Here is a 12,540-nt window from a genome sequence, read left to right as displayed (position 1 = left end):
CCTGACGATCTGCCTGAATCAAACGCCAAGGTTATCGCTAACCGGGCCTTGAGCGCACCAACCGCAGTCAAAGGGCTGACCTATTTTTTCAATACGTTGCGCGGGGTCGAGCACCCAGGCCCTGGTTTGCCAGGGGGGTTGATGGCGCAAGTGCTGGGTGTGCCCACAGGACAGCTCGGCCACCCAGTGTCCGTCCTCGTCCTGATGGAAACCGGTAATCGTCGATGCATTCGAAGCGGGCCGTTTGTCCGGGTTCCGTTCGCTTTCGGGCGTTTGCTTCGCTAAACTTACCCATTCTTTATTCTTATGCAAAAGGTCTCGCCCCATGCTGATCGCCGCCAATAAGGCTGTCTCCATCGACTATACCCTGACCAACGACGCTGGTGAGGTCATCGACAGCTCCGCCGGCGGCGCGCCGCTGGTCTACCTGCAAGGCGCAGGCAACATCATTCCAGGCCTGGAAAAAGCCCTGGAAGGCAAAGCGGTCGGTGACGAACTGACTGTCGCCGTAGAACCGGAAGACGCCTACGGCGAATACGCGGCCGAACTGGTCAGCACTCTGAGCCGCAGCATGTTCGAAGGCGTTGATGAGCTGGAAGTGGGCATGCAGTTCCACGCTTCCGCGCCAGACGGCCAAATGCAGATCGTCACCATCCGCGATCTGGACGGCGACGACGTGACCGTTGACGGCAACCACCCGTTGGCCGGCCAGCGCCTGAACTTCCAGGTCAAGATCATCGACATCCGTGACGCCAGCCAGGAAGAAATCGCCCATGGTCACATCCATGGCGAAGGTGGTCATCACCACTGATTTCTGCGCTAAGCTCAGATAACTGGAGAGGCGCCCGAGGGCGCCTTTTTAGTCGGTGGCCGTTTCCGGTCATCGGTGTTTGCGCGGTCGCTGGGCTGTTTCGAGAAAAACACGGGATATCTGGAGTACGTCATGAGTGCTTTTCACGACCTTACATTAAAAGCGTTGGATGGCCAGGCGTTGCCTCTGGCGCCCTTCAAAGGGCACGTCGTGCTGGTGGTCAACGTCGCCTCCAAGTGTGGTCTGACACCCCAGTACGCTGCGCTGGAAAACCTCTATCAGCAGTACAAGGCTCAAGGCTTCAGCGTGCTGGGCTTGCCGTGCAACCAGTTTGCCGGGCAGGAGCCGGGCACGGAAGACGAGATCAAGACGTTCTGCAGCCTCAACTACGGCGTGAGCTTTCCGTTGTCCAGCAAGCTGGAAGTCAACGGCCATGAGCGTCATCAGTTGTATCGTCTGCTGGCAGGCGAGGGGGCCGAATTTCCCGGTGATATCACCTGGAATTTCGAAAAATTCCTGATGGGCAAGGACGGTCGCGTGCTGGCGCGTTTCTCGCCACGCACCGCGCCGGATGATCCGACGGTCATCCAGGCCATCGAAAAAGCCCTCGCTTGATCTCTTTTTGCAGGAGCTGACTTGCCTGCGATCACGACCCTGTTGATCGCCGCAAGACGCCAGGGCCGCTTCGGCCCTCCAGCTCCTGTCAATCCGTTCTGTCTTTTTAGCTTAATCACTGCAATCAATAGTGCTGTTCAGCACCTTGCGGTCTCCATATTATCGTCGTCATAAACCTCGCGTCCCTGTGGAGTGCCGCATGCCCGTCAAAGCCTTGTTCAAACCGTTCAACCTCGGCGCGCTGGAACTGCCGACCCGCGTGGTCATGGCACCGATGACCCGTTCGTTCTCCCCGGGCGGTGTGCCGAACTCAAAAGTGATCGAGTACTACCGCCGTCGCGCGGCGGCCGGTGTGGGCCTGATCATCACCGAGGGCACCACGGTCGGTCACAAGGCATCCAACGGCTACCCCAACGTCCCGCATTTCCATGGCCAGGCCGCGCTGGCCGGCTGGAAGAAAGTGGTCGATGCCGTGCACGCTGAAGGCGGCAAGATCGTTCCGCAACTGTGGCATGTGGGCAGTGTGCGGCGCATCGGCACCGAGCCGGACGCCAGTGTGCCGGGCTACGGTCCGTCGGAAAAAATCAAGGAAGGTCAGGTCGTGGTGCATGGCATGACCCGACAGGATATTCAGGACGTGATCGCGGCGTTTGCCCAGGCTGCCAGGGATGCACAGAGCATCGGCATGGACGGCGTGGAGATTCATGGTGCCCACGGCTACCTGGTCGACCAGTTCTTCTGGGAAGGCAGCAACCAGCGCACCGACGAATACGGTGGCAGCCTGGCCAACCGTTCGCGTTTTGCCATCGAACTGGTCCAGGCCGTGCGTGCCTCGGTCGGCGAGGGCTTCCCGATCATCTTCCGCTTTTCCCAGTGGAAGCAGCAGGATTACAGCGCGCGACTGGTGCACACCCCTGAGGCACTGGGTGAACTCCTGCAGCCGTTGTCGGATGCCGGCGTGGATATTTTCCACTGCTCGACTCGTCGCTTCTGGGAGCCGGAGTTCGATGGCTCCGAACTGAACCTGGCCGGTTGGACCCGCAAACTGACCGGCAAGCCGACCATCACGGTTGGCAGCGTTGGCCTGGACGGCGAATTCCTGCAGTTCATGGTCAACACCGACAAAGTCGCGCAGCCTGCCAGCCTGGAGAAACTGCTGGAGCGCCTGAACAACGATGAGTTCGACCTGGTGGCCGTGGGCCGCGCCTTGCTGGTCGATCCAGACTGGGCGCAGAAAGTGCGTGATGGCCGTGAAGAGGACATCCTGCCGTTCAGTCGCGAAGCGTTGATGACGCTGGTTTAAGCGGCGGCCCGCTCACACCATCACGGGCCAGCCCGCTCCTGCAGGACGACAAGGTCCAGTGTGGGAGCCGGCTCGCCATGGCCTTACGGCAAGGTCGGTGCATTCGGTACCGCCAACTCCCCCACACACGCACCGCGCAACTGACTTTCAAATTGCTCGATGATCGCCGTCCACCCCTGGCGGCTCGCGTGCTGACGCGCATTCAGGCGGATGCAGCGCAGGGCTTCCGCTTCCTCCAACAGCCAGCCAGCGGCATCGCAAAAAGCGTCTTCATCCCCTGGCATCGCCACGACACCGTTGTAGCCATGGCGAATGTGCTGGGCCGCGGCGGCCTGATCGTAGGCCACCACCCCAAGGCCTGAGGCCAGCGCTTCCAGTACGACATTGCCGAAGGTTTCGGTCAGGCTCGGGAACACGAAAATGTCCCCGGATGCATAGTGGCAGGCCAAGGCTTCACCGCGTTGTGAGCCGCAGAAGATCGCTTCAGGCATGTCCTTTTCCAGTGCGGCGCGCTGTGGTCCGTCACCGACCACGATCAATTTCATCCGGCGCTGTGGATAAGTTGATTGCAGGTGTTGGTAGCAGCGTTTGAGCAACCCCAGGTTTTTTTCCGGGGCCAACCGGCCCACGTGAATCACCGCGATATCGTCATTGGCCAGCCCCCAGCTTTCCCGTAGGGAGCCCAGGCGTTTGGTCGGGTGGAACATCTGGCTGTCGACTCCCCGGGATAACAGCGCCAGGCGCTCGAAGTGCCGACGCTCCAGTTCCAGGCGCTGGCTGGCGCTGGGCACCAGCGTCAGTTGGGAGCGGTTATGGAACCAGCGCAAGTAGTGCGTCAGCAGCCGGGTCAACAGCCCGAGGCCGTACTGGCTGGAGTACTGCTGGAAATTGGTGTGGAAACCGCTCACCGCGGCAATGCCCAATCGCCGTGCTGCCCGCAAGGCAGACAAGCCCAATGGCCCCTCGGTGGCGATGTAGAGCACGTCCGGGCGCTGGCGCTTCCAGCGCCTGAGCAGCTTGTGCATCGACGATTGGCCCCATTGCAGTCCAGGGTATCCGGGCAGCGGCCAGCCTCGGCAGAGCAACAGCTCGTCATCACTGGCTCGGGCCTGATCGCCCGCCTGGCGCGGTCGCACCAGTTCGATCTGATGCCCTCGCGCGCGCAATCCATCGCACAAGCGGCCAAGGGTATTGGCCACACCGTTGATTTCGGGCGGAAAGGTTTCGGTGATCAGGGTGATGTGCAGGGCTGTCGTCATGGCCTCAGTGTCGGCTGAGGCCGTGTCGTCATTGTGTCAGCGCGATGACGAATTCATGAAGGGTCAGCCTTGCTTGGCCACCAGGTTTTCCGCGCCGCGCTCGCGCACCCAGAACAGCGTCGCCCCAGCGACGGCGGCCGGCATCATCAGGATATTGACCACGGGAATCAGCAGCACCAGGTAAACGCTGCCGCCAAAGCCCATGCTCTGCCAGCGTTTCTCGCGCAGCCAGGCGAGCATCTCGTTCCAGCCCAGCTTGTGGTTGTCTGCCGGGTAGTCGATGTACTGGATCGCCATCATCCACACGCCGAAGACCAGCCACAGCGGTGCGGCAATCAGGTTGAGCACCGGGATGAACGACAGGATGAACAGCGCCAGCGCCCGAGGCAGGAAGTAGCCGAGCTTGCGCATCTCGCGGGCGAGCGTGCGCGGGATCATGGCGATCAGTTCGCCCCAGCTGAAGGCCGGGAAATCGTCGGTGCCACGCACCACCACTTCGACTTTCTCCGCGAGAAATCCGTTGAAGGGGGCAGCGATCACGTTGGCCAGCATGGTGAAGCTGAAAAACACCATCAACACCACCAGCACCACGAACAGTGGCCATAGCACATAACTGAGAAAACTCAGCCAATCGGGCAGGGAAGGCATCAGGGTGTCGACCCACAGGCTGAACTGATGGCTGGCCAGGTAGATCAATCCGACGAACAGCACCAGGTTGATGGCCAGTGGCAACAGCACAAACAAGCGCAGGCCAGGACTCAGGATCAGCTTGAGGCCTTCGCGCAGGTATTGCGGGCCGGACAGAACGGGGGCGGGCATAGTGTGCTCCGAGCAATGAGAAACGCGCCGACCTTACCGGCTTTGCCCGGCAGGCGAAAGCACGGTAACGGCATCGACATTAACTGTAACAAAGGCGCCTATAAATAGACCGCCGGCGTATAGAGACCGCCTATGAGCTGGATTGTTAAACCGTATTTCCTTAATCTTCGCCTCCTCGATACGCTGCACCCATTATTTTTCAGGGCTGTCCCACTATGGCGCTTCCCCAAGCGTCGGCACGGTCCTTTTTTATTCCAGCCGGCAATCCGGCATCCGTGCCAGGTAGTACCGGCCGGTCGATAGGAGTGAGTCATGTCTGATGTACGTCATTCGCGAGTGATTATTCTCGGTTCCGGCCCTGCCGGTTACAGCGCTGCGGTCTATGCCGCCCGCGCTAACCTCAAGCCGTTGCTGATCACTGGCATGCAGGCGGGTGGTCAGTTGACCACCACCACCGAAGTCGACAACTGGCCGGGCGACGTTCACGGCCTGACCGGCCCGGCGCTGATGGAGCGGATGAAAGAGCACGCCGAGCGTTTTGAGACCGAAATCGTTTTCGATCACATCAATGCCGTCGACTTTGCTGCCAAGCCGTACACCCTCATCGGCGACAGCGGTACTTACACCTGTGACGCCCTGATCATCGCCACCGGCGCCAGCGCTCGCTACCTGGGCCTGCCGTCGGAAGAGACCTTCATGGGCAAAGGCGTTTCGGCCTGCGCGACCTGCGACGGTTTCTTCTACCGCAACAAGCCTGTGGCCGTGGTCGGCGGCGGCAACACCGCTGTTGAAGAAGCCCTGTACCTGGCCAACATCGCCAGCAAGGTGACCCTGATCCACCGCCGCGAAACCTTCCGCGCCGAGAAGATCCTGATCGACAAGCTCAATGCCCGGGTTGCCGAAGGCAAGATCGAGCTGAAGCTGAACGCGACCCTGGACGAAGTCCTGGGCGACAACATGGGCGTGACCGGTGCGCGCTTGAAGAACAACGACGGCAGCTTCGACGAGTTGAAAGTCGACGGCGTGTTCATCGCCATCGGCCATACCCCGAACACGTCGCTGTTCGAAGGCCAGTTGACCCTCAAGGACGGTTATCTGGTGGTGCAGGGCGGTCGTGAAGGCAATGCGACTGCCACCAGCCTCGAAGGTATCTTCGCCGCCGGCGACGTGGCTGACCACGTCTACCGTCAGGCGATCACCTCGGCGGGCGCCGGCTGCATGGCCGCACTGGACGCAGAGCGTTACCTGGACGATCTGCAGAACGCTTGATTGCGCGAGCGTTGAAATGAAAAAACCGGCCTTGGCCAATGTTGTTCAGTTAAGAAACGCTTGAAGCGAGTGAGAGATCCGTGGCGAGCGAGCTTGCTCGCGCTGGGGCGCGAAGCGCCCCCAACAAAGTGACTGCGGTCTTTCTGAACGAACTCGGCGATAGTTTTTGGGGCTGCTGTGCAGCCCAGCGCGAGCAAGCTCGCTCGCCACGGGGGATGTATTGAGCAACCCTATCGTTAACTGAACAGCATTGGGCCTTGGCCGGTTTTTTCATGCCCGCGATTGCACGGGCAATGAAGCACTTGATGTGGGAGCGGGCAAGCCCGTTCCCATAGGGAGAATCAGCGGCGCGCCAGTGGCTGCTGCGTGAACTTCACACCCGCCAGGCCATGGGCAATCAATGCCCGGATGTTGCCGTGATCACTGCCTTCAGGCGTCGCAACCACCGAGCGGTAGTGTTCGCCGAATGCCAGCAGTGCCTCTTTATCGCTCAAGCCTTCCAGCAGGGCCAGGCCCAGGGTCTTGCACGACCCTTCGTTCTGCCCGGCGGCGTTTGCCACGCCGCCGTTGTTGAAGGCCTGTGGCTGGTAGTCGTAGCCCGCGGCAATGAACGCCAGGGTATCGGCGAAAGCGTGTTCGCCGCTGTTCAGGCTGGCGCGCAGGGTGTTCAGGTCAGTCATGGGTTTTTCCTTTGGCAAACGCCGCTTGTTGCTCGGCGCTGGCTTCTTGCTGGTATTGGGCTTTCCACTCGGCATAGGGCATGCCGTAGACCACTTCACGGGCATCGTCGAGGCTGACCTCGATCTGGCGTTCGTCAGCGGCGGCCTTGTACCACTTGGACAGGCAGTTGCGGCAGAACCCCGAGAGGTTCATCAGGTCGATGTTCTGCACGTCCTTGCGGCTGTCCAGGTGGGCAACCAGCCGGCGGAAAGCGGCGGCTTCAAGTTCCAGGCGTTGTTGGTCGGTCATGGTGGTCTCTGGGGGGCAGCTTCAAGCGGCAGGCATCAAGCCGCAAGATAGGAATTGCGTTGGCTTGTAGCTTACCGCTTCAAGCGTGGGGCTTGAAGCTCAGCGGCTTGCCGCGAGGGTGATCGACACCGACTCGGCAAAGCGCAGGGCGTGGGGTTTGTCGACTTCGACCTCGGCGTAGAGCACGCTCTGGTTGGCCATGACCAGGTCCAGCAACTCCTGGGTCAGGCGTTCGAGCAGCGCAAACCGGTTACCTTCCACGTGGGCGATGATCGCTTTGGTGATGGTGCGGTAGTTGAGCGCGTGATCGATGTCGTTATCGCGTACCGCATCTTGGGCGGCATACAGGATCGTCAGGTTGATCAGGATGTCCTGCTTGTTGAGGATTTCATCCTCATTGATCCCGATGAAGGTCCGCAGACACAGGTCCTTGACCCGGATGCGGGCCATTCCTGGTTGAAGTTGTGGCATTGCTACTTGCTCCGTCCAATCAATTGCAGGAATTCTTGGCGGGTGGTGCTCGACTCGCGAAAGGCGCCGAGCATCACCGAGGTATTCATGATCGAATTCTGTTTCTCGACGCCGCGCATCATCATGCACATGTGCTGGGCCTCGATCACCACCGCAACACCGGCGGCGCCGGTCACACGCTGCACCGCCTCGGCGATTTCCCGGGTGAGGTTTTCCTGGATCTGCAAGCGCCGGGCGAACATGTCGACGATGCGCGCGATCTTCGACAGGCCCAGCACCTTGCCGGTAGGAATATAAGCGACATGGGCCTTGCCGATGAAGGGCAGCAGGTGATGTTCGCAGAGTGAGTAGAGCTCGATGTTGTCGACGATGACCATTTCATCATTGTCAGAGGCGAACAGCGCACCATTGACGATCTCTTCGACACTTTGCGCATAACCGTGACACAGGTATTGCATGGCCTTGGCCGCGCGCAGCGGGGTGTCCAGCAGGCCTTCGCGGTCGGGGTCTTCACCCAGGCCGATCAGGATCTCACGGTAGTGCTGGGGCAATAACGTCATGGTACATCCTCGCGGGGCGGCTTACTTGACGTGCCGTCCGCCGTTGACAGTCAGGGTCGTGCCGGTGACATAAGGGTTGTCCAGCAAATAGCGCAGGCTCTGGTAGATCACTTCGGCACCGGGTTCGATGCCCAGCGCGGACTTGGCCAGTGCCTTGGCGCGGTAGGCAGCATCGTCGTCGGGGTTGAACATTAGCAGGGCGGGGGCGATGCCGTTGACCTTGATCTTCGGGGCGTATTTTGCCGCGAACGAAAGGGTCAGGCTGTCGAGCCCCGCTTTGCTGGCGCAGTAGGCGATGTGCTTGCTGCTGCCCTTGCGCGTGACATCGTCGCTGATGTGCACGATGTCCGCCGGGGTCGAGCGCTCCAGCAAGTCGGCACAGTGCAGGTTGATCAGGTACGGCGCCAGCATGTGCACGCTGAACATCCGGCCAAATGCGCTCGCTTCGGTGTCAGGCGTTTCCGCCAGCCAGGCGGAGGCGTTATGCACGATGGCGCGCAAACAGTGGGTGTGCTGTTTCAGTTCGCTGATAAAGGCCAGGATCCCGGATTCGCTGGAGAAGTCCGCGAACAGCGTGATCGCCCCCAGGTCGCGCAGGGTTTGCACGCCGGGGCGTTCGCTGCGGTAGCTGACGATCACCGGTTGACCGTCTTCCAGCAGCCGTTTGGCGCAATGCAGCCCGACACGCTGGCTGGCGCCGGTGATGAGGATCGGGGCAAGGGAAGGGGGCATGGGCGGCTCGCATGGCGGGTATGGCAAAACTATACCAGCGACGAGCCTTGTAAACCTATGCCAAGCGCACCGGCGGGGGATCAGCGATTCTGCGTGGAGGGCTCAGTGGGTAACGGTCGTACGGGCGTGCTGTTCAACCAGCCGGCCAGCAGGCGAGTCGACAATGGAATGAAGAGGTAGACCATCAGTGGAGTCAGGGCCAGGGTGCTGACGAGCACGCGGGGCAGCATGCTCATGTCGTTGAGCAATGGACCGAGGACAAAGTTGAACAGCAGCGAGACCGGGAAAAACGCCAGCCAGATCGCCACCGCCTGTTTCCAGCGTGGGGGGCGTTGCCCGACGGCACCGAACCAACCGTCGATGCCACTGACGCGATGCTCGGAGGGGTGGGCAAACAGGTCGCTGCCGCGCGCAAGCCATGCAGTGCGCGAGACGGAATGTTCCCAGGCGTGCAGGGTTTTCTCGTCGGCAAAGCGGAAGATGATCTGGAACTCGTCATCGTCGGGCGGCGGGGCGAGCACGCCAGAACCCAGATAGCCGGGGAAGTCGGTGGCCAGTTGTTCGCCTTCGCGCAACCAGGCGATCAGGTCCTGATAGCGCCCATTGGCAACGCGACGCGCCACCATCAGGGTGACCGGTGAGGTAGACATTTTGTATCTCCATATGACGCGCACGCGACTCCGGGTAGGAGGTGTGCAAAACGCAGCACCGGGGGTAGAGGGCTGCGCCAATGAATAGGCAAGAATTATTCCTGATTATGTAGAAAACACCAGCGATGGTCGTCGAATGCCAGGTGCTTGAATGTCCGGGCTGCTTGAGGGATAAGGTAAGATTCGACTTGGCAAGGATGTCCACGCGCCCATGGAAGATACTGAGCTTCACGAGCCTTTATTGGCTCCTCTTGCCGTCAGTCAGGAGCGATTTTTCCCGATTCGTGAAGTGGCGCGCCTGACAGGTGTCAACCCGGTGACCCTGCGTGCCTGGGAGCGACGCTACGGTTTGATTCAGCCGACGCGCACCGAAAGCGGGCATCGACTGTACTCAATGACCGATATCGAACAGATTCGCAGCATTCTTGGCTGGGTCGGCCGGGGTGTGGCGGTCAGCAAGGTAGGCAGGATTCTGAGCAAAAACAGTGCAGTCCGGGTGCTGTCGAAGATCAATCCGGATGAGTTGGTCCAAGCCGACTATGTCCAGTGGCAAACCCGGATCAAGGCTGCATTGGGCAGTTTTGATGATGTCGAGTTGGGGCGTATCTACGGTCAGGTTTTTTCCTCCTATTCACTGGCCGTGGTGTTCCAGGACATCTTCATGCCGTTATGGGCGCAGTTACTGCAACAGAAGGATGTCTTCGGACAGACCAGCGAGTGGGTGATGCTCGACGGGTTCCTGCGTTCCAGGGTTCTCCAGCGTCTGATCATGTTGCGCGGTTCGCGGCCGGTGCGGGTCGCCGTGGCTGCAATCGAAGGGCACTGTCACGAGCTTGAGTTGCTGTTGGCGGCGCTATACCTGGGCAGCGGGGACATGGGTGTCAGGGTGCTGGCGCTGGGGAAACCCTTCGATGAACTGACCCTGGTCTGTGAAAAAATCCAGCCCCAGGCGTTGGTGCTGGTTTCCAATCGGGTACCAACAACGGACTTCACACGTCGTCTGAATCGCCTGGCAATGAGCCTGGATTGCCGTCTGCTGCTGGCCGGCGATGCGTCGGACCTGGCACAGGACAGCCTGGCCGGGTCGTCCATTGGCTGCCTGGGTAGCGAAGGCGGGCTGATGCAGCAGCGTCTGCAGCGGTTCCTGGTGGGAACGCTCGATACCTGATGCTCAGGTATGCAGGGCCGGGTGGGTCAGGCGGTGTTGCTGAAGGATGTACTGACGCAACCGTTCGGTTTCGTCCTTGTCGCCCTGGTTGAGCCGATAGGCGTAGTAACCGTGTTCGGTTTCCCGCTCGAAGGTGCCGCGCATGGCGATACGCTCATAACCTGAAGGGCTGAACCACAGCGCAAAGCTTTTCGGTGGCTTGGTGCGGTTGCGCACTTCCAGCAGGACCCCCTTGAATGACACTTCATGCACCCACAGCATGCCCGGCTGGCCCCTGGCGTTTTCCAGCGCGACCGGCTCTTCAAGCACCAGGCGCCACGGGCGAACCATGGGGCCGTCCTCATAGATACTCGGTACGCCCAGGCGCAAATGCAGCGCATGAAACTCGTCTTCGACCAGGTGCAGGGGGAAGGTCATCTGCTGGTTTTCGAACTGTGCCTGGATGGTTACTTGCTCGTTCGCTGCCAGGCGAGTCAGCAGGTCGCGAATCTGGGCGCCCCCATTCACCAGCAGGCTCGACGTCGCATCACGCACATTGAGTTGCGGGTTGTGTTGCATCATCTGGATGAAATCGAGTTCATCCTGAGTCAGAAGGGCATCGCGGTGCATGGTTTACTCGAAAGATATAATTACAAAGTCATTGGTGATTGTAGTTAGTGACCATTGATTCGTTCAGTTGTTTTGACCGTTGGTCGTATTGAGCGTCCGCAATTGGACTTTCAATGCGCTCAACTCGGCTTCCAGTTGTTCGACCCGTAGCTGGGCCTTGACCTGGGTCGTGACGTCTTTTTGCACACCGATGAAATATGTTTGCTTGTCGCTTTCGTTGTACACCGTTGAAAGCGACAGTTCATTCCAGAACGGCGTGCCGTCCTTGCGGTAGTTGCGCAGGACCTCGCGACAGGATCCGCCGTTTTTCAGCGTTTCACGGATACTGCCCAAGGCGTACTGATCGCGATCTCCAGACTGGAGAAAACGACAGTCCTGATAGAGGATTTCTTCAGCGCTGTAACCGGTGAGCTTTTCGAAGGCCGGGTTCACGTAGATCAGGATATTGTCTTCGCCTTCCCGTTCGGCAATCACGATTCCATCGTTTGAAGCGTTGATCACCAATTGCAGCAATTGAGCATTGATCATCGAAGAGTCCTTTCTGCGTTGAGTGGTGCGTTGCATTCTATGACAGGGCGGGAAACTGTCCACTGGCTATCATTGCTGATTGAGAGTCAATCGCGGTTTTTTTGCGTCAGCTGTTAGTATTCCGGTTTTCACTCAGATTCAGGATCAGATTGATGAAAGTCGCCATCCTTTCCGGCTCGGTCTACGGCACAGCTGAAGAAGTCGCCCGACATGCAGCCAAGCTACTCAATGCCGCGGGGTTCGAGACCTGGCATAACCCGCGCGCGACCCTGGCGGATGTTCAGGCATTTGGCCCTGAAGCGTTTCTGGCAGTGACCTCGACTACCGGCATGGGCGAACTGCCGGACAACCTGCAACCGCTGTACTCGATGATTCGCGATACGTTGCCAGCGGCCTGGCGCGGGTTGCCGGGCGCGGTGATCGGTCTGGGCGATGCCAGTTACGGTGATACCTTCTGCGGTGGCGGTGAACAGATGCGCGAGCTGTTCGGCGAGTTGGGGGTGCGTGAAGTGCTGCCCATGTTGCGCCTGGACGCCAGTGAAAGTGTGACCCCCGAAACGGATGCCGAACCCTGGCTGGCCGAGCTGATCAGCGCTCTGCGTGGTTGACCGGACGCTTGCGCGACTGTGCCGGGCACCCTCACCACGGGTTGTTCGTAGGGGTCTGCTCAAGTGGGGGTTGTGATGCGGATCACGGCCCTGCGTGCTGCAAAATGTACTGACTCGTTAGGTCATTAAGCTGGCTGCCAATGCAACTACCGGAATGCCAATAGCTGAC

17 protein-coding genes are annotated in these 12,540 nt (G+C 60.0%); 6 read left to right on the top strand and 11 right to left on the bottom strand.

Annotated elements, in window-relative coordinates; all coding sequences use genetic code 11:
- Nucleotides 1–18: 18 nt before the first annotated feature.
- On the bottom strand, nt 19–357 hold the full coding sequence (locus CKW25_RS03765; RefSeq protein WP_095077921.1) for a DUF3565 domain-containing protein: 339 nt from the start codon (nt 355–357) through the stop codon (nt 19–21).
- Here CKW25_RS03765 and CKW25_RS03760 point away from each other — a divergent pair.
- The 3 genes from CKW25_RS03760 to CKW25_RS03750 all read left to right on the top strand — a co-directional run bounded on the left by CKW25_RS03760 (nt 326) and on the right by CKW25_RS03750 (nt 2,729).
- Nucleotides 326–811 carry a peptidylprolyl isomerase gene (locus CKW25_RS03760; RefSeq protein WP_095077829.1) on the top strand — a complete coding sequence of 162 codons (486 nt, stop codon included), beginning with the start codon at nt 326–328 and terminating at the stop codon, nt 809–811. The genes CKW25_RS03765 and CKW25_RS03760 overlap by 32 nt on opposite strands.
- A gap of 132 nt (nt 812–943) precedes the next feature.
- On the top strand, nt 944–1,426 hold the full coding sequence (locus CKW25_RS03755; RefSeq protein ID WP_095077824.1) for a glutathione peroxidase: 483 nt from the start codon (nt 944–946) through the stop codon (nt 1,424–1,426).
- Between the two features lie 199 nt (nt 1,427–1,625).
- Nucleotides 1,626–2,729 (top strand): NADH:flavin oxidoreductase, encoded by a 1,104-nt coding sequence (locus CKW25_RS03750; RefSeq protein ID WP_095077820.1) that lies wholly within the window; start codon nt 1,626–1,628, stop codon nt 2,727–2,729.
- Nucleotides 2,730–2,812: 83 nt separating this feature from the next.
- Here CKW25_RS03750 and CKW25_RS03745 read toward each other — a convergent pair whose 3' ends face one another.
- Both CKW25_RS03745 and cysZ read right to left on the bottom strand, forming a co-directional pair.
- The gene (locus CKW25_RS03745; protein ID WP_095077817.1) at nt 2,813–3,988 is read right to left on the bottom strand and encodes a glycosyltransferase family 1 protein; all 1,176 of its coding nucleotides are present in this window, start codon (nt 3,986–3,988) and stop codon (nt 2,813–2,815) included.
- 63 nt (nt 3,989–4,051) lie between these two features.
- The gene (gene cysZ / locus CKW25_RS03740) at nt 4,052–4,807 is read right to left on the bottom strand and encodes a sulfate transporter CysZ (protein WP_095077812.1); all 756 of its coding nucleotides are present in this window, start codon (nt 4,805–4,807) and stop codon (nt 4,052–4,054) included.
- 312 nt (nt 4,808–5,119) lie between these two features.
- On the opposite strand from cysZ, the gene trxB reads away from it, so the two are divergent.
- Nucleotides 5,120–6,076 (top strand): thioredoxin-disulfide reductase, encoded by a 957-nt coding sequence (gene trxB / locus CKW25_RS03735; protein ID WP_095077808.1) that lies wholly within the window; start codon nt 5,120–5,122, stop codon nt 6,074–6,076.
- Nucleotides 6,077–6,417: 341 nt separating this feature from the next.
- On the opposite strand, the gene CKW25_RS03730 is transcribed toward trxB, so the two are convergent.
- From CKW25_RS03730 to CKW25_RS03705, 6 genes are all read right to left on the bottom strand, one after another.
- Nucleotides 6,418–6,756, bottom strand: a complete 339-nt coding sequence (locus CKW25_RS03730; RefSeq protein ID WP_095077804.1) for a HopJ type III effector protein — start codon at nt 6,754–6,756, stop codon at nt 6,418–6,420.
- Nucleotides 6,749–7,045 (bottom strand): DUF1244 domain-containing protein, encoded by a 297-nt coding sequence (locus CKW25_RS03725; RefSeq protein ID WP_095077800.1) that lies wholly within the window; start codon nt 7,043–7,045, stop codon nt 6,749–6,751. Before CKW25_RS03725 ends, CKW25_RS03730 begins: the two co-directional genes overlap by 8 nt.
- Nucleotides 7,046–7,144: 99 nt before the next feature.
- Nucleotides 7,145–7,516 carry a dihydroneopterin triphosphate 2'-epimerase gene (gene folX, locus CKW25_RS03720; RefSeq protein WP_095077796.1) on the bottom strand — a complete coding sequence of 124 codons (372 nt, stop codon included), beginning with the start codon at nt 7,514–7,516 and terminating at the stop codon, nt 7,145–7,147.
- Nucleotides 7,517–7,518: 2 nt separating this feature from the next.
- Entirely contained in the window at nt 7,519–8,076 is a 558-nt protein-coding gene (gene folE, locus CKW25_RS03715; protein ID WP_095077793.1) for a GTP cyclohydrolase I FolE, read from the bottom strand.
- A 21-nt stretch (nt 8,077–8,097) separates the two neighbouring features.
- The gene (gene folM, locus CKW25_RS03710; protein ID WP_095077790.1) at nt 8,098–8,808 is read right to left on the bottom strand and encodes a dihydromonapterin reductase; all 711 of its coding nucleotides are present in this window, start codon (nt 8,806–8,808) and stop codon (nt 8,098–8,100) included.
- 80 nt (nt 8,809–8,888) lie between these two features.
- The gene (locus CKW25_RS03705; protein ID WP_095077788.1) at nt 8,889–9,458 is read right to left on the bottom strand and encodes an antibiotic biosynthesis monooxygenase; all 570 of its coding nucleotides are present in this window, start codon (nt 9,456–9,458) and stop codon (nt 8,889–8,891) included.
- 211 nt (nt 9,459–9,669) lie between these two features.
- Between CKW25_RS03705 and CKW25_RS03700 the strand changes: the two genes are divergently transcribed.
- Complete coding sequence (locus CKW25_RS03700; RefSeq protein ID WP_095077787.1) at nt 9,670–10,626, top strand: MerR family transcriptional regulator; 957 nt, start codon at nt 9,670–9,672, stop codon at nt 10,624–10,626.
- A gap of 3 nt (nt 10,627–10,629) precedes the next feature.
- On the opposite strand, the gene CKW25_RS03695 is transcribed toward CKW25_RS03700, so the two are convergent.
- Nucleotides 10,630–11,235, bottom strand: a complete 606-nt coding sequence (locus CKW25_RS03695; RefSeq protein WP_095077785.1) for a hypothetical protein — start codon at nt 11,233–11,235, stop codon at nt 10,630–10,632.
- 63 nt (nt 11,236–11,298) lie between these two features.
- Nucleotides 11,299–11,763: a PAS domain-containing protein gene (locus tag CKW25_RS03690; protein WP_095077783.1), complete on the bottom strand. Its 465-nt coding sequence runs from the start codon at nt 11,761–11,763 to the stop codon at nt 11,299–11,301.
- A gap of 152 nt (nt 11,764–11,915) precedes the next feature.
- On the opposite strand from CKW25_RS03690, the gene CKW25_RS03685 reads away from it, so the two are divergent.
- Complete coding sequence (locus CKW25_RS03685) at nt 11,916–12,371, top strand: flavodoxin (protein ID WP_095077782.1); 456 nt, start codon at nt 11,916–11,918, stop codon at nt 12,369–12,371.
- Nucleotides 12,372–12,540: the final 169 nt, after the last annotated feature.

The sequence above is a fragment of the Pseudomonas sp. Irchel s3h17 genome, from assembly GCF_900187505.1.
Lineage (GTDB): Bacteria > Pseudomonadota > Gammaproteobacteria > Pseudomonadales > Pseudomonadaceae > Aquipseudomonas.
The sequence above is the reverse complement of the archived record's forward strand: the minus strand, read 5'-3'. Positions and strand labels throughout refer to the sequence as shown.